The organism is Shimia sp., from assembly GCF_041624275.1.
Lineage (GTDB): Bacteria > Pseudomonadota > Alphaproteobacteria > Rhodobacterales > Rhodobacteraceae > Shimia.
This window is the reverse complement of record NZ_JBFJVE010000046.1, coordinates 1-16,409: the sequence shown is the minus strand read 5'-3', so window position 1 is coordinate 16,409 and position 16,409 is coordinate 1. Positions and strand designations below refer to the sequence as shown.

At 65.7% G+C, this 16,409-nt stretch carries 14 protein-coding genes; 6 read left to right on the top strand and 8 right to left on the bottom strand.

Features of this window, described 5'->3' with window-relative positions:
- Together ABZD10_RS05655 and pncB are read left to right on the top strand one after the other, a co-directional pair.
- Window positions 1–2,113: ATP-binding protein (locus ABZD10_RS05655; protein WP_372885168.1), on the top strand; the 2,113-nt coding region annotated here is incomplete at its 5' end.
- Between the two features lie 62 nt (window positions 2,114–2,175).
- Entirely contained in the window at window positions 2,176–3,468 is a 1,293-nt protein-coding gene (pncB, locus tag ABZD10_RS05650) for a nicotinate phosphoribosyltransferase (RefSeq protein ID WP_372885167.1), read from the top strand.
- Between the two features lie 3 nt (window positions 3,469–3,471).
- On the opposite strand, the gene ABZD10_RS05645 is transcribed toward pncB, so the two are convergent.
- The 8 genes from ABZD10_RS05645 to ABZD10_RS05610 form a co-directional block, all read right to left on the bottom strand.
- Window positions 3,472–4,440 (bottom strand): phosphotransferase enzyme family protein, encoded by a 969-nt coding sequence (locus ABZD10_RS05645; protein ID WP_372885166.1) that lies wholly within the window; start codon window positions 4,438–4,440, stop codon window positions 3,472–3,474.
- Window positions 4,437–5,657: an aspartate aminotransferase family protein gene (locus ABZD10_RS05640; RefSeq protein WP_372885165.1), complete on the bottom strand. Its 1,221-nt coding sequence runs from the start codon at window positions 5,655–5,657 to the stop codon at window positions 4,437–4,439. Before ABZD10_RS05640 ends, ABZD10_RS05645 begins: the two co-directional genes overlap by 4 nt.
- Window positions 5,658–5,809: 152 nt before the next feature.
- Window positions 5,810–6,790: a GlxA family transcriptional regulator gene (locus tag ABZD10_RS05635; protein WP_372885164.1), complete on the bottom strand. Its 981-nt coding sequence runs from the start codon at window positions 6,788–6,790 to the stop codon at window positions 5,810–5,812.
- Window positions 6,791–6,849: 59 nt separating this feature from the next.
- Window positions 6,850–7,272: an alternative ribosome rescue aminoacyl-tRNA hydrolase ArfB gene (arfB, locus tag ABZD10_RS05630; RefSeq protein WP_372885163.1), complete on the bottom strand. Its 423-nt coding sequence runs from the start codon at window positions 7,270–7,272 to the stop codon at window positions 6,850–6,852.
- 408 nt (window positions 7,273–7,680) lie between these two features.
- Window positions 7,681–8,580: an esterase-like activity of phytase family protein gene (locus tag ABZD10_RS05625; protein WP_372885162.1), complete on the bottom strand. Its 900-nt coding sequence runs from the start codon at window positions 8,578–8,580 to the stop codon at window positions 7,681–7,683.
- Window positions 8,553–9,359: a penicillin-insensitive murein endopeptidase gene (mepA, locus tag ABZD10_RS05620; protein WP_372885169.1), complete on the bottom strand. Its 807-nt coding sequence runs from the start codon at window positions 9,357–9,359 to the stop codon at window positions 8,553–8,555. The genes ABZD10_RS05625 and mepA overlap by 28 nt, the downstream gene beginning before the upstream one ends.
- Before the next feature lie 89 nt (window positions 9,360–9,448).
- Complete coding sequence (locus tag ABZD10_RS05615) at window positions 9,449–10,891, bottom strand: MFS transporter (RefSeq protein ID WP_372885161.1); 1,443 nt, start codon at window positions 10,889–10,891, stop codon at window positions 9,449–9,451.
- Between the two features lies 1 nt (window position 10,892).
- Entirely contained in the window at window positions 10,893–11,447 is a 555-nt protein-coding gene (locus ABZD10_RS05610; protein ID WP_372885160.1) for an acyl-CoA thioesterase, read from the bottom strand.
- Between the two features lie 128 nt (window positions 11,448–11,575).
- On the opposite strand from ABZD10_RS05610, the gene ABZD10_RS05605 reads away from it, so the two are divergent.
- From ABZD10_RS05605 to ABZD10_RS05590, 4 genes are all read left to right on the top strand, one after another.
- Window positions 11,576–11,857 (top strand): YggT family protein, encoded by a 282-nt coding sequence (locus ABZD10_RS05605; protein WP_372885159.1) that lies wholly within the window; start codon window positions 11,576–11,578, stop codon window positions 11,855–11,857.
- A gap of 94 nt (window positions 11,858–11,951) precedes the next feature.
- Window positions 11,952–13,991, top strand: coding sequence for a DNA helicase RecQ (recQ, locus tag ABZD10_RS05600; protein WP_372885158.1), 2,040 nt, complete (start codon window positions 11,952–11,954; stop codon window positions 13,989–13,991).
- 27 nt (window positions 13,992–14,018) lie between these two features.
- Window positions 14,019–14,798 carry a peroxide stress protein YaaA gene (gene yaaA, locus ABZD10_RS05595; RefSeq protein ID WP_372885157.1) on the top strand — a complete coding sequence of 260 codons (780 nt, stop codon included), beginning with the start codon at window positions 14,019–14,021 and terminating at the stop codon, window positions 14,796–14,798.
- Window positions 14,799–14,894: 96 nt separating this feature from the next.
- Window positions 14,895–16,409, top strand: a 1,515-nt coding sequence (locus tag ABZD10_RS05590; RefSeq protein ID WP_372885156.1) for a PAN domain-containing protein, incomplete at its 3' end; no start/stop codon positions are given.

Genomic DNA, 16,409 nt, shown 5'->3' with positions numbered 1-16,409 from the left:
GACCCTGACCGGCGCCGCGGCGCTGGTGGCGCTGGTCTCGCCCGCCGTCGGCCTGTTCGCCGTCGCGGTGGCGCTGTTCGGTGAATTCATCGACTGCCTGCTGCTGCGCCCCATGCCGCGGCGACTTCGCCACGATCCCGGGCTATTCGCGCAGCTGTCGCGCCGGGCAACGCTGTCGGCCGCCTTCCAGGCGGCGACGATCGCTTTCTGCGTCGCCCTGGCCTGGGTCACCGCGCCAGGCGAATCGGGCATGTTCTTCTGCCTCGCCTATCTCACCGGCGCCTCGATCAATGCCGGAATCGTCCTGCCCTACCATCGCGGTGCCGCCCTGGCGCGGCTGATCGTCTATGCGGCCACGGTCTGTTCACTGTTCGCCTGGCACCTGATCGGCCAGCAGGGGCTGACGACGGGGTTCTTCTACAATCTCCTCGGCGGGCTGATGATGGGCTATATGGTGGTCATCTTCATCCAATACGTGGTCATCGGCCAGCGCCGCGAGGCAAGGAACAGCCGCGACCTGTTGCTGCAGGGCCACGAACTGGCCCGGGCCAACACCTCGCTGCGCGAACAGGAACGCGAGACCCGAAATCTCGCCCTGGTCGCCAGGGGCGCCAGCGACAGTGTCATCATGTCCGATCCGACCGGCAAGATCCTGTGGACCAATGACGCCTTTACCCGGATCACCGGCTACAGCACCGAAGAAGCCGTGGGCCGCCGCCCGGCCGACTTGCTCAATGGTCCCGAGACATGCGAGGCGACGAGCCACGGCATCGCCCGCGCGATCATGGCCCAGCGGCCGCACCGGGCCGAGATTCTGAATTACACCAAGGACGGGCGCAAGATCTGGATGGAAACCAACCTCGCTCCGGTGTTCAACGATCAGGGCGGCATGGACATGGTGATCGCGATCGAACGGGACATCACCGCCGCCAAGGCCCACGAGGTCGAACTGGCGCGGGCCAAGCAGGCCGCCGAACAGGGCGCGCGGGCGAAATCGCGTTTTCTGGCCACCATGAGCCACGAGATTCGCACCCCGATGAACGGTATCCTCGGCATGGCCGACCTGCTCGGCGAAGAGAAACTATCCTCGGAATGCCGGCTCTATGTCGACACCATCCGCGACTCGGCCGAATCGCTGCTGGTCATCATCAACGACATTCTCGACTTTTCGAAACTCGATGCCGGCCGCATGAGCCTCAACCCGGTGCCCTTCGACCCCGGCGCCTGTATCGAGGGGGTCGTGACCCTGCTGCGCCCCCAGGCCCGCGCCAAGGGGATCACCCTCGACTGGCGCGTCGAGGGCCGGTTTCCGGCCCGGCTCAGCGGCGATGACACGCGGGTTCGCCAGGTACTGGTGAACATCATCGGCAACGCGGTGAAGTTCACCGAAAAGGGCGGGGTGTCGGTGATCGCCCGCAGCCAAGACGACGGCGGGCGCTGCCGGCTCCAGATCGCGGTGCAGGATACCGGCATCGGCATTCCGCAGGATCGCCGCGACTCGATCTTCGACCAGTTCTCGCAGGCCGACGCCGCCACCACCCGGCGCTTTGGCGGCACCGGGCTGGGGCTGGCGATCTCGCGCCTGCTGGCGCGCAGCATGGGCGGCGACATCACGGTCAGCTCACGCCCCGGCGCGGGCTCGTGTTTTCGCATCACGCTTTGCCTCGAGCGGGACCAGGCCGCGCCCGGCGCGCCGGCGGGGGCCGAAAGCGCCTTTGATCCGCAGGCCCTCGCCGGTCTCACCGTTCTTCTGGCCGAGGACAACCGCACCAACCGGCTGCTGATCCGCAAGTACCTCAAGGACCTGCCGCTCGAGATCATCGAGGCCGAGAACGGCAGGGTGGCGGTCGACAAGGCCCGCCGCCACAACCCCGACATCATCCTGATGGACATGGCGATGCCCGAGATGGACGGGATCGAGGCGACCCGCCAGATCCGCCGCGCACCGATGCCGCAGCCCCATATCGTGGCGCTCACCGCCAATGCCTATGCCAGCGACCGCGCCGCCTGCCTGGCAGCGGGGATGGACGCCTTTCTGTCCAAGCCGGTGCGCAAACAGCGCCTGCTGAACGAGCTGGCCAGCCTCGGCGCCGCCGCGCGACGCTCGGCCTAGGGGCTTGTGCCGCTTCGGAAATCTTGGCTATCAAAGGCATATCCGTTCCAAGGGGCCCGTTCATGGTCGATATTGCCACCCGCGTCTGGAACCACAAATGGAAGATCGACCCCATTGTGCGTTCGCTGATCGACAACGATTTCTACAAATTGCTGATGTGCCAGTCGGTGTTTCGCAACAAGCCCGACGCCACCGTCACCTTCAGCCTCATCAACCGCAGCACCTCGATCCGGCTGGCCGAGCTGATCGACGAGGGCGAATTGCGCGAGCAGCTCGACCATATCCGCTCGCTGTCGCTGTCGCGTGGCGAAAGCACCTTCCTGCGCGGCAACACCTTTTACGGCAAACGCCAGATGTTCCGTTCGGATTTCATGGAATGGTTCGAAGGCATGCGCCTGCCCGACTACCACCTTGAAAAGCGCGACGGCCAATTCGAGCTGACCTTCGAAGGCAAGTGGCACGAGGTGATGCTGTGGGAGATCCCGGCCCTGGCGGTGATGATGGAGCTGCGCGGGCGGGCGGTGCTGCACGACATGCGCCGGTTCGAGCTGCAGGTGCTCTATGCCCGCGCCATGACCAAGCTCTGGGAAAAGATCGAGGCGCTGCGCAACGTGCCCGGGCTGCGGATCGCCGATTTCGGCACCCGGCGGCGCCATTCCTATCTCTGGCAGGACTGGTGCGTGCAGGCGATGACCGAGGGGCTGGGCAGCCAGTTCGTCGGCACCTCCAACTGCCTGATCGCGATGAAACGCGACCTCGAGGCGATCGGCACCAATGCCCACGAACTGCCCATGGTCTACAGCGCCCTGGCCCGCGACGACGAAGAACTGGCGCAGGCGCCCTATCAGGTGCTGGCCGACTGGCACGAGGAACACGAGGGCAACCTGCGCATCATCCTGCCCGACACCTATGGCACCGAGGGCTTTCTTGCCCGCGCCCCCGACTGGCTGGCGGGCTGGACCGGTATCCGCATCGATTCCGGCGACCCCGTGGCCGGGGCCGAGGCCGCGATTCGCTGGTGGCAGGCGCGCGGCGAGGATCCGCGCGAGAAACTGGTGATCTTCTCAGACGGGCTCGATGCCGACCGGATCATCGACCTGCACCGGCAGTTCGCCGGGCGATGCAAGGTTTCCTTCGGCTGGGGGACGCTCCTGACCAATGACTTCCGCGGCCTCACCGATCACGAGGCGCTGGCGCCGTTTTCGCTGGTCTGCAAGGCGCTGTCGGCCAATGGCAGCCCGACGGTGAAACTGTCGGACAACCCCAACAAGGCGATGGGCCCGGCCGAGGAGATCGCGCGTTACAAACGGGTGTTCGGCGTCGGCAAACAGGAAAAGATCGAGGTCATCGTCTAGAGGCTATTCAGCCGGTGCCATCCATTGCCGCGCCATGCCAAGGGCCCGTTCCGCATAGGCGCGCACCACCGGATCCTCGGGCGCATAGCGGCCGATCACCCAGCCGCAGCTGGCCAGCCCGCGCATCACGGTAAAGGCCTCGAGCAGCGCCTCGGCATTGCCGGGCAAGGCCCGCAGCTGCCCATAGCCCCGCAACAGGGCCGCGCCCAGCGCCCTGCGGTTGGGCTGGTCCCAGTTCTGCGACATGGCGACACCGAGTTCGTACATGCGATAGCCGAAGACCCCGTCGTCAAAGTCGATCAGCGTCACCTGCCCGTCGGCGACCATGACGTTTTCGCGCAGCGCATCGGCGTGGATCAGGCCGAAATCGGCCGCTGTCATGGCCTTCAAAACCTCTACCAAACCTGCGCGCGCGACCTGCAATACCTCGATTTCGGGGCCGCTCAAAGACGGGTTCTCCCAGAAACGCCCCCATGCCGGGCTGTCCCCGAGCAGCGCCTCGATGTCCAGAACCGGACGTTCAAAGCCTTCGGGCAGATCGGCCGCATCACTCGCCAGATGCAGCCGCGCCAGTTCCGCGCCCAAGGCGGCATGCACTGCCTCCTGCTGCGCAGGCGTCCCGGCCAGCGGCACGTCGCCTTCGCCCATCGGGGCGCCATCGACCCATGTCACCAAAGAGGCCATCCGCCCCGCCTCGGGGACAGCGGCCAGAACCTCGCCCGAGACCGTGCGCACCGGCACCGGCACCGACATGCCCGCCGCCACCAGCGCCTCGGCCCACCACAGTTCCGAGCGGATCGAGGCGTCGCTCTGATAGCCGGGGCGATGCAGGCGCAGCGCCGCCCGCCTACCGTCGGGCGCACGGGTTTCAAAGACCGCGTTCTCGCGGTTCTTGATCAGCCTCGGCTGATCCTCGACCCCCCAGTGCCGCATCGCCATTAGCGCATGATGAAGGGCTTGCGAATCCTTCACGCCACCGCCCCCAGCGCCGCATCCATGACCTCGGCCAGCATGTCGGCATTGTCGCGGCCGAAGACACAGGGCGGACGCAGCTTCACCGTGTTCGAATGGCGCCCGACCGAATGCAGCAGCACCCCGCGATCGCGCATCTCGTCGACCAGCGCCGCGCAAAGCGCGGTCGCCGGCTTGCCATCACGCCACAGTTCGGCCCCAAGGAACAGCCCGGCGCCGCGCACATCTGCAATCACATCGTGGCGCGCCGCCAGTTCCTCAAGCAGCCCCAGCGCATAGGCCCCGGTGTCGCGTGCATTCTCCACCAGCGCCTCGTCCTCGATCACTTGCAGCACCGCCATCGCCGCGGCGGCGCTGACCGGATTGCCGCCGAAGGTGTTGAAATATTTGAACGCCTCCTGAAAGCGGGTCAGAATCTCGTGCCGCGTGACCACCGCAGCCACCGGATGGCCATTGCCCATCGGCTTGCCCAGGGTGACGATATCGGGGGCAAAGCCCAGCCGCTGATGCCCCCACCAATGGCTGCCGATGCGGCCAAAGCCGGGCTGCACCTCGTCGGCGATGACCAGCCCGCCGGCCCGGCGCACGATCTCGATCGCCGGGTCGAGGAAACCGCGCTCCAGCGTCGGAAACCCCTCGTTGGCGAAATAGGGGCAGACGATCAGCGCCGATACCCCGTGGCCGCTGGCCTCGAGCTCGGCCACCGCCCGCGCCACCCCTTCGGCAAAGGCCTTGGCCTGGGTCGCGCGGTCGCCGCCGACCGGCATCAGGTTGTCCGGCGCAGCCACCCGGCGCACATGGGGCAGATAGCCGCCCACCGGCACCTTCGACGCGTTGAGCTGCGACACCGCCGCCGTGTTGCCGTGATAGGTGTTGTCGGTGCCGATAATGCCGGTCTTGCCGGTCATCGCCTGGGCCATGCGCAGCGCCACGTCATTGGCCTCGGATCCCGAACAGACCATCACCATACTTTCCAGCTCGGCGGCGAATTTCGCGGTCAGCGCCTCGCCGTAATCGAGAATGAGATCATGCACATAGCGCGTGTGGGTGTTCAGCGTCGCCGCCTGTGACGCGATCGCCTCGACCACCCGCGGGTGGCAATGGCCGACATGCGGCACGTTGTTGTAGCAGTCGAGATAGCGCCGCCCGTCGCGATCCCAGAGCCAAACCCCCTCACCGCGCGCCACATGCACCGGCTGGCGATAAAAGGTGGTCATATACGGCCCCAAGAGCCGCGCGCGCCTGTCCATGGCCGACATGAAACATCCCCTGTTCCCGATCCGGCCCGCCACGGGCCGCATTGCATTCACCGCCCTTTGTTGCGCCGTCTCGCCCAAGTTGCAATGGCTGTCGCCGGAGTGAGCCGGGCTCAGCCCTCGTGGGCTTCGCCGCGCAGCTTGTGCGGAGACATGCCATAGCGTTGCCGGAACAGGCGCGAGAAATGCGAGGCCGCGTTGAAGCCGCTGGCCATCGCCACCTCGGTGACGCTGAGGTTGGTCTGCAACAACAGGTGTTGCGCCCGCTGCAACCTGAGATCGGTGTAATATTTCTTGGGCGTCGAGCTCAGGTAGCGCCGGAACAGCCGCTCGAGCTGTCGGGTCGAGATATTGACCGTCGCGGCCAGGTCTCCCGGGCGCAGGGGTTCCTCGAGATTGGTTTCCATCAGCGCCAGGATTTCGGCCAGCTTGGGGTGGCGCATGCCGATGCGTTCGGCCACCTGCACCCGCGCCGAGTGCTGCAACACCCGGATGTTGGTATACATCAGCTGGTCGACCACAAGGTTGGCCAGCTCGGGGCCCTCGAGCTCGGAAACCAGGTGCAGCATCAGGTCGATGACCGAGGTGCCGCCCGCTGTCGAATAGCGGCGGTTGCCAAGGACATAGGTATATTCCGAAAGCTCGACCTCGGGAAAGCGTTCGGCGAAACTGCTGCGGTGTTCCCAGTGCAGCGTGGCGCGCATCCCGTCCAGAAGCCCGGCCTCGGCCATGACCCACGCGCCGGTCGTGAGCCCGGCCAGCGCGGCGCCCTGCCGCGCCCCCCGTCGCAGCCATTGCAGCACCGCCGGGGTGCAGGCTTTCTGAAGCTCGGCGCCGGTGCAGATCACGATGGTGTCGTCGCGCCCGACCTCTTCCAACCCGTGGTCGATCGGGAACTCGGCCCCGAGCGAATCCCGCACCGCCACCCCGTCTTCGGCACAGACCACGGTTTCGAAGATTTCTTCCCCGGCCATCCGGTTCGCCACCCTCAGGGTCTCCACCGCCATGGCAAAGGTCATCGCCCAATAGCCGGGGGTCAGCAGGATCACAAAGCGGGTAGGCGCGTGCCGGTGCTCCGATTGCGTGGTCGTCATCGTGTCTTCGGTCCGTTTTCGGACCACCCTGCCCCCGGCTTTGCTCAAGAGCAAGCCGTTTAGTCTTCGGCGCCGGGGCGGCCACGCAGGGCCTTGACCTCGCCGCGCACCTTCTTGGCCTTGAGGCGGCGCTGCTGCGAGCCATAGGTCGGTTTGGTTTTGACCCGCCGCTTGGGCGCGATCAGCGCCTTCTGGATCAGCTCGACCAGCCGCTGGCGCACGATCTCGCGGTTGCGTATCTGCGACCGGGTTTCGTCGCATTGCAGAACCACCGCGCCGTCCTTGGTCCAGCGTCGCCCGGCCAGCCGTTTCAGCCGGGTCTTGACCGGCCCCTCCAGCGAAGGCGAGCGCGCCGCCTCGAAGCGCAGCTCGACCGCCGTCGCCACCTTGTTGACGTTCTGCCCGCCGGGCCCCGAGGCGCGCATGAACTGCTCGGTCAGTTCCCAATCCTGAAGGCTGATCTGATCGTTGATGACGAGCATTGCCGCAGGTCTTTCCCTTGTGACCCGGTTTCCGTCAGGTCTGGCAGGGTCAGGTCCAGACCATCGAAAAGGGCCGTTCCACGCGCGGGAACAGCCCTTCGAGATTGTAGGAGGTGCGCCGGTTAGGTCCACACCAATTCGGATTTCAAATCAGCCAAGGGCTGCCTCAGCCAGTCTCCTTCCGAACTGTTCCGACACCGTTCTCCATAGCTTCTCTAGACAATGGGCACCTCCTTTCAGATTGTTTCGCGTATCTATAGGTTGCCACAGCCTGTGGATAAGTCAAACAAAATCATGTGGTCCTGATACCAATTTCCCCACGATGATGCGGGAGAACACAAGAGACAGTAGCGCCAGCTATTGGTTTTCTAGCCAGATTTTGGGCGTCCTGACCCCCGGATCGACCGCTCAGGGGGCGTCGCGCACCACATATTCGACGATCTCGGTACCCTGCACGAGCCGGAAATTGTCGTCCGAAATCATCGTCAGCCGGATCTGTCCCTGCGGGTCGCGCCACACCGACAGCCCTTCGAGGTTGTCATGCACCCCGGGGATGCTGCGCAGCAGTTCGGTTTCGTTGACGAAAGTGCCGCCCCGCAACTCGAAGCGGCGCACCCGGCTGCGGAAGGACCAGCCGGTGAAATGGCGTTCGAGCAGGTAAAAGCGGCCATCGGGCCCGAAATCGGCGCCCACGGGGTGAAACTTGCGATGGCGCGGGATGTCGGCGCTTTGGTGCCAGTGGCCGTTCGAAAACGTGTAGACCAGCGCCTTTTCGGGGTCACCCACGGCCCGTTCGGGCAGCGCATAAACCACCCCGCGATGGTCGACGGCCAGCGCCTCGAAGGCACCGTTCTTTTGCATCCGGGCAAAGGCCGGGCTGGTGGGCAGGGGCTGTCCGCGCGAGGCCAGATCGGCATAGCGCTCGACCCGATCGGCGCCTTCGAAGGAAATCAGGAACCCGCCTCCGCCGAGATCGGCCAGCCCCTCGGAATCGCCGTTCTCCTTGGCAAAGTGCCGGCCCTGCCGGTCATGCAGGGCGCTTTCTTGCGACAGCACCACCTCGACGACCTTGCCGCGCTGGCGTTCAAGACGGCCCCGCACCACCCGGCTGCGGTCCGACACGGCGATAAAGCCGGTGCCGTCCTCCGACACCTCGATCCCGGAAAACCCGCCGAACCAGGGCTGAGCGATGCGCCATTCGGTGACCGAGACCAGCCGCGCGCGGGTCGGACCGGCGGCAGACTGCGGCTGGGTCCAGACAAGGCCGAGGCCCAGCGCCGCTATCGAGACTGCAAGATGTTTACGCATTGTTCGGGCAGGTCCGCCATTTCAAGTTCGCGTCGGGGTTTTGCCGGTTTGGCGTTGGGGTCCGGCGGCGGCGGGTTGAGAATGTCATGCACCCATTTCTCGGCATCCGCGCAGCCGTCGCCCGGCGGCGGCGGCGCCTGATCGACACAGCCCCGCGCACCCCTGGGGCAGGTCAGCCGGACGTGGAAATGATAGTGATGCCCCCACCATGGCCGGATCTTGCGCAGCCAGCTGCGGTCGCCCTTTTCATCGTTGCACATCTGCACCTTGGCGCCGGGAAAGACGAAGATCCGCGCCACCCTCGGGTCGCTGGCGGCAGCCTTTAGAACCGCGTGATGCTGCGGTGTCCAGCTGGCGTTGACATAGGCGCCATTGGCGCGCCGCATCGAGATCGACGACAGGCTTTCGCGCTCGGCGGGGCTGAGGTCCAGCCGCTTTGGCGGCCGCATCCAGATGTCGATATCCAGCCCCAGCTGATGGCTGCGGTGCCCCGACAGCATCGGCCCGCCGCGCGGCTGGCTGATATCCCCGATATAGAGCCCGGCCCAGCCCGGTAGCTGCGCCGCCTTGGCCGACAAATCACGGATATAGTCGAGGGTCTCGGGATAGCCCCAGTTGCGGTTGCGCGACAGGCGCATGGCCTGCCAGGTGGGGCCGCTCTCGGGCAGCTCCACCGCCCCGGCGACACAGCCCTTGGCATAAGAGCCGAAGGGCTCGGGCGCCTGATCCGACGCCTCGCTCTGGGCGCCGAACAGGCGGCGCGCCTCGACCCCGCGCATCTCTGCCGGCAGGTTCTGCTTGGTCGAGACCCGCGCCTGGGTCGTGTCCTGCTTCTGGCAGGCGGTTGCCGCCAGCACCAGTGCAAGGATCAGGATGCCCCTTCCCATGTCTCACTGTCTCCCTTCGCGTTGACCCAGCGTAGCAGCACCAGCCCCAGGACGAAAAGCAGGATCACCGGCGACACGCCAAGTCTTGCCGACCCGCTGAGCGTGGTCGCGACCCCGATCAGGATCGGCGCGACAAAGGCCGTCGCCCGCCCCGACAGGCCGTAAAGGCCGAAGCTTTCGGTCGGGCTGGCGGGGTCGGTGTGGCGCACCATCAGGGTGCGGCTTGCGGCCTGAAGGATGCCGCCCATGCCGCCGAACATGGCGCCGGCGAACATCAGCACGTTGTCGGGCAGCGACGAGCCTTCGGGCAGCGGCATGCCGAAAAACGCCTCGCGCGACATGTTGATGATGATGACCGCAACCGCGATCAGCACCCAGATCGCGGCGATAATCACCGGTTTGGGGCCGAAACGCTTGTCCAGCTTGCCGCCGATCCAGCTGAAGAACACCGCGCTGGTGGCGCCGACGATGCCAAAGATGCCGATCTGCGGCACCGACCAGCCCAGAACCAGGTTGGCGTAGATGCCGCCAAAGGCATAAAGCCCGTTCAGCGCATCACGGTAGAGCATCGAGGAAATCAGGAAATACAAAAGGCTCTGGCGGTGCTTGAGGTTGGCGATCGAGGCCTTCAGCGCCCCCATCGCCTGTGACACGGTGCCCCGCGCCTTGTTGACAAGGGGTTCATGCACCCAGCGGAAATAGGGGATCATGAACACCGCGTACCACAGCGCGGTCAGCGGCCCGGTGGCGCGGGTGCCCTCCATCTGGTCGCTGTCCAGCAGCCCCAGCCCCGGCGCCAGACCGGCAATGGTCTTGCCGCCGCCCATCTCGGCAAAGACCACCAGCACGATGATCAGCGCCAACAGGCCGCCGAAATAGCCGAAGGCAAAGCCCGAGCCCGAAATCTCGCCGACCTCGTCCTCGGTGCCCAGTTCCGGCAATTGCGAATTGATGAAGATCAGCGCATATTCCGCGCCGACAAAGCCCAGCGTGAACAGCCCCAGCATCCAGTAGAGGTTCGAGCCGTCGAGCGCGATGAACCAGAGCCCGGCGGCGCCGATCACATACATCACCGAAAAGCCCATGATCCACGGAATCCGCCGCCCGCGGGTATCGGCCAGCGCCCCCATGATCGGCGCGCCAAAGCCGATGATCAGCCCCGCCAGCCCCATGTTCCAGGCCCAGAGCGATTGCGCGCTGGCCTTGGCGGCCTGCTCGTCCAGCCCCGCCCCAAGGAAATACTTCGTCGCCACGGTGGCAAAGAACGGGCCGAAGATGAAGGTCACCAACAGCGTGTGATAGGGTTGGCTGGCCCAGTCGAAGAACCACCAGCCCCAGATACGCTTGCGCGCCGAGATTTCAGACATTCGTGCCCCCTGATCCGCTTTTGCTTCACTTAAGACAGGGGCGCGCCGCTCAGGCAAGCTAATCCTGCATCGGCGGCCAGGGGCGCTGGCGTTCGGATTCGATCCAGGCGGCGATCCAGGCCGGGGGGTCGGGGCGGTCGATGTCTCCGCCCATGTCCCTGTCCCTGCCCATGGCGCGGATCACCCGTTCCGGCGCGACGATACCGTCGCCGTCGACGATCGCGGCGCGATAGAGCGCGTGGTTGGCGCATTCGCCGTCCGGGCGCCACATCGACTGTTCGAGATAGACAAACCGGTCGTCCCACCACACCGCGCGGCTGCGCATCTCGAACCGGTCGAAGGCGCGGATACGGCGGCGATAACGCACCGAGACCCCGGCCATGGTCATGCTCCAGCGCTCGCGGCGCAGGGTGCCGATCAGCCCGATCCGCATCGCCAGCGGCATGCGGCCAAGATCCAGCAGGGTCAGGGTGCGGCCGTTGTTCAGCTCCATCCACAGGTCGATGTCCCACGGCCAGCAGCGATGGGTCGAGACATGGGTGCCGGTCAGCGGCAGCGGCGGATCCTTGCGGTGCAACAGCAGTTGCTTGACCATTCGGATGACAGGGTACATGCGCGGTTCTCCTTTGCGTCCTGCTCATCACGCGCCCGACGCCGGGTCAACCGTAACCTCGCGCCACTCTTGCCCTTTGCCGCCGCGGTGCTTAACTGTGGCGCAACACCTCAAGGAGACACCCGACAATGATGGCAATCTATGGACCGTTGAAGCTCATTCTGGACGTCGCCTTCTTCATCATGCTGGTCCATATCATCATGAGCTGGCTGATCAGCTTTCAGGTGCTCAACCTCGGCCAGCAGGTGGTGGCGCAGATCTGGTACGGGCTGAACCGTCTGCTCGAGCCGATCTATACGCCGATCCGCCGCATCCTGCCCGACACCCGCCCGCTGGACCTTGCGCCGCTGGCGGTGTTCATCATCATCATCTCGCTGCGCGACTATATTCTGCCGTCGATCCTGTTCTGAACCCTTAAGACCCTGTTAAGGGCTTGTTCAGCGAATCCGGGTATGGGAATGTCGGCCCTGACGAGCAGACCGACCTCAAACAACGGATTTTTTCATGTGTGCCGCTGCCACGTTTCTGCGTGACGTTTTCGGATTCGATTGCTTCCGCCCCGGACAGGAAGAGATCGTCGATGCGGTGACGCGGGGCGAAAACGTGCTGGCCATCATGCCCACGGGCGGCGGCAAATCCCTGTGCTTTCAGCTGCCCGCATTGGTGCGCGATGGCGTGACGGTGGTGATTTCTCCGCTGATTGCGCTGATGCGCGATCAGGTGCGGGCGCTGCGCGAAGCCGGGGTTGCGGCGGGCGCGCTGACCTCGGGCAATACCGAAGAAGAAACCGCCGAGGTCTGGGAGGCGCTGGATCAGGGGCGGCTGAAGCTCTTGTATATCGCGCCGGAACGGCTGGCCTCGGGGGCGGCGCTGGGCATGCTGCGGCGCATCGGTGTCAGCCTGATCGCCGTGGACGAGGCCCATTGCGTCAGCCAGTGGGGCCATGATTTCCGCCCCGATTACCTGCGCATCGGCGAATTGCGCCGCGCGCTGGACGTACCGCTGGCCGCCTTTACCGCCACCGCCGATGCCGAGACCCGCGAGGAAATCGTCACCCGGCTGTTCGACGGCGAGGCGCCCAGCACCTTTCTGCATGGCTTCGACCGGCCCAACATCCATCTGGCCTTTGCCGCCAAGGACGCGCCGCGCCGGCAGATCCTCGATTTTGCCGCCACCCGCAAGGGCCAGTCAGGCATTGTCTATTGCGGCACCCGCGCCAAGACCGAGGCGCTGGCCGCCGCCCTGCGCGAGGCCGGGCACCTGGCGCTGCATTACCATGGCGGCATGGAGGCCGAGGACCGCCGCGACACCGAGGCCCGGTTCCAGCGCGAGGACGGGCTGATCGTGGTCGCCACCGTGGCCTTTGGCATGGGCATCGACAAGCCCGATATCCGCTGGGTGGCGCATGCCGATCTGCCCAAATCCATCGAAGCCTATTACCAGGAGATCGGCCGCGCCGGGCGCGATGGCGCGCCGGCCGAAACCCTGACCCTGTTCGGCCCCGACGACATCCGCCTGCGCCGTAGCCAGATTGATGAAGGACTGGCGCCGCCGGAACGGCGCTCGGCCGATCACGCCCGGCTGAATGCGCTTCTGGGGCTGGCCGAGGCGCTGCATTGCCGCCGCAAGAACCTGCTCGGGTATTTTGGCGAGACCGAGGTCACTTGCAACAATTGCGATCTCTGCGACAGCCCGGCGGATGTGTTTGACGGCACCATTGCGGTGCGCAAGGCACTGTCGGCGGCGCTGCGTACCGGCGAATGGTTCGGCAGCGGCCATCTGATCGACATTCTTCTGGGCAATGAGACCGACAAGGTGCGCGAGCGCGGCCATGACAGCCTGCCGACCTTTGGCGTCGGCACCGAATATGACAAGCGCCAATGGCAGGCGGTGTTCCGCCAGATGATGGGCCATGACCTCATTCGCCCCGACCCCGAACGCCATGGCGGGTTGCGCATGACCGATGCCGCGCTGCCGATCCTCAAGGGCGAGGCCAGCATCGAGCTGCGCCGCGACACCATCCGCAAGGCCAATCGCCGCCCCGCCGCCAAGGAGTTGGTCAGCGAAGAGGATGCGCCGCTGCTCAGCGCCCTCAAGGCCAAGCGCCGGGCGCTGGCGGAAGAGGCCAAGGTGCCGGCCTATATCATCTTCAACGACCGCACCCTGATCGAAATGGCCGAGCGCCGCCCCGGCAACCTTGACGATATGGCCCGCATTGGCGGGGTCGGGGCCAAGAAACTCGACAGCTATGGCGATGCTTTCCTTGAGGTGATCAACGGCGAGGCCGCCGCGCTGCATCCCAGCCGCCGCAAACTGGCCGGGCGCGATGCCGGCACGCTTTATGACCGCCTGCTCGAGGTGCAGGCCGATCTGGCGCGCGGCCCCGAGGGGATCGACAAACCGATGAGCTGCTCAGCCTCGCTTCTGGCCAAAGTGGCCAGCACCCGCCCCGAGGACGCGCCCGCCATGGCCCGTCTTTTGGGCGAAAAGCGCGCCGAACGCTTTGCCAGCGCCTTTCTCGACGTGCTACGCGACGCAGGCTGACCCCCGACCCCACAGGAGCGCGCAAAGATGCTGATTGTCCTATCACCCGCCAAACGCCTCGACTGGGGCCCGGTCGCAAGCGAAACCACGCGCCCCATGTTCGAAGCCGAGGCGCTGCGCCTTGCCAGAACGGCGCGCAACCTGACCCTTGGCGAGCTGCAGAAGCTGATGGCGCTCAGCCCCGATCTCGCCAGGCTGAACCGCGACCGGTACCGGGCCTACGAGGCCGAGCCGGACGCCTATGCCACCCGCCCCGCCATCCATGCCTATGCCGGCGACACCTATGTCGGGCTCGAGGCCGCCTCGCTGGACCCCGAAGAGCTGGACTGGGCGCAAGAGCATCTGCGCATTCTCTCCGGCCTTTACGGCGCCCTGCGGCCGCGCGACGCGATTCAGCCGCACCGGCTGGAAATGGGCAGCCGGCTGAAGACCCGGCGCGGCAAGAACCTCTACGAGTTCTGGCGCGACAGCATTGCCCGCGCGCTGAACGCCCAGGCCGAAGAGATCGGCACCGACACGCTGGTCAACTGCGCCTCTCAGGAATATTTCGGCGCCGTGGACCCCAAGGCGCTGAAACTGCGGGTCATCACCCCGGTGTTCATGGAAAACAAGGGCGGCAGCCCCAAGATCGTCAGCTTTTTCGCCAAGAAGGCGCGCGGCTCGATGGCCCGGTTCATCATCCAGAACCGGCTCGCCGACCCCGAAAGCCTGAAGGATTTCGACCTTGGCGGCTATGCCTATCAGCCCGACATGTCCGAGGGCGACCGCATGGTCTTCCTGCGCGATTACCCCGAGGCCACCTCCTAGGTTCGGCCTGCCGGATCGGCCCTGCCCTGATCCGGCGTTGCCACGATGGGCAGGCGCGTGTCACCATACCCCCGATTTGAGAAGGGGAGTTTAGGTATGCGTTGGATGATCGCCGCAATGGTCGGGCTGTTTGCCGCCCACGCCGCATTGGCACAGGACTCACTGATCCCTGAGCGCCGGATCGTCGTCAGCCGGGATGTGGATTTCTATGGCTCGGACCTGACCAACATTTTCGACACCAGTTACGAGGCCTGCCGCAACGCCTGTCTCAACGACAGCCAATGTCAGGCCTTTACCTTCAACAAGCGTTCCAACGCCTGTTTCCCCAAAAGCGCCATCTCGGACACACAGCCATATGAAGGGGCGCTGTCAGGTGAAGTCTTTACCGCCGATCCGCGTGCCCTGCGCAGTGCCGAGGCCCGCGCCGCCGAGCTGGATTTCATTCCCCGATACCAGCTGACCCAGGCCCGCGAACAGGCCGAGACAATCGGCAGCCTGCATGCGGGTGGCCCCTGGAGCCTGCAGGACATGCTGGACGCCGCACAATCGCGGCTGAGTGACGGCGATACGCTCAATGCCATGCGCTGGACCGGCGCCGCCATCGGCAAGGCCGACCGCAGCGATCTCTGGCTGGAATATGCCCGGCTGAACCGCACGCTTGCCCTCGAGGGCGGCAACGACAGAAGCACCCATGACACCCGCGCCTTCCGCGCCACGCTCAATGCCTATCTGCGCAGCCTGAATGATCCGCAGCGGGTTTCGACCCTGATGACCCTTTCCGAGTTGCTGATCGCCGACGATGCCGGACGCCGCGCCCTCAGCGCGCTGCGCCTTGCCGCCGCGATCCAGCCGCGCGACGATGTGCTTGCGGCGCTTGACGACGCGGTGGCCAAATGGGGCTTTCGCATCGAAGAACACGAGGTGGAAAACAACCTCGCCGAGCCGCGCATCTGCGCCAAGTTCAACGAAGATCTGGTCAAGGCCGGGGTCGATTATGCCACCTATGTGAAACTGCCCGATCAGCGGCTGGCGGTGCAGGCGGATGACCGCCGCATCTGCATCGAGGGCCTGGCCCATGGCGCGCGCTACACGGTCACCTTCCGCAAGGGCCTGCCGGCCGCCAGCGGCGAGACCCTGTCGCGCGACACGGAACTGACGCTTTATGTGCGCGACCGCAGCCCGGCGGTCAGCTTTCCCGGACGCGCCTATGTGCTGCCGCGCACCGCCGATGCCGGCCTGCCGATCGAGACCGTCAACCTCGGCGAGGTGCAGCTCACCCTGCAGCGGGTCAGCGACCGCAACCTGTTGCGCAGCCTGCAGGACGGCTATTTCGGGCGGCCCCTGTCCTATTGGCAGTTCGAAACCTTTGGCAACGAGATCGCCGAGACCGTCTGGACAGGCACCGGGGCGGTCGGCAATGAGCTCAACACCAATATGACCACGCGGCTGCCGCTGGGCGAGGTGGTGGCGGCGCTGCCGACCGGGCTTTACGCGCTGACCGCCGATCTGCCGGGGGCGGACAAATATGACGAGACATCGACCACGCAATGGTTCGTGCTGTCCGATCTCGGTGCCACCACCTTGAGCGGCGCCGATGGGCTGCATGTGTTC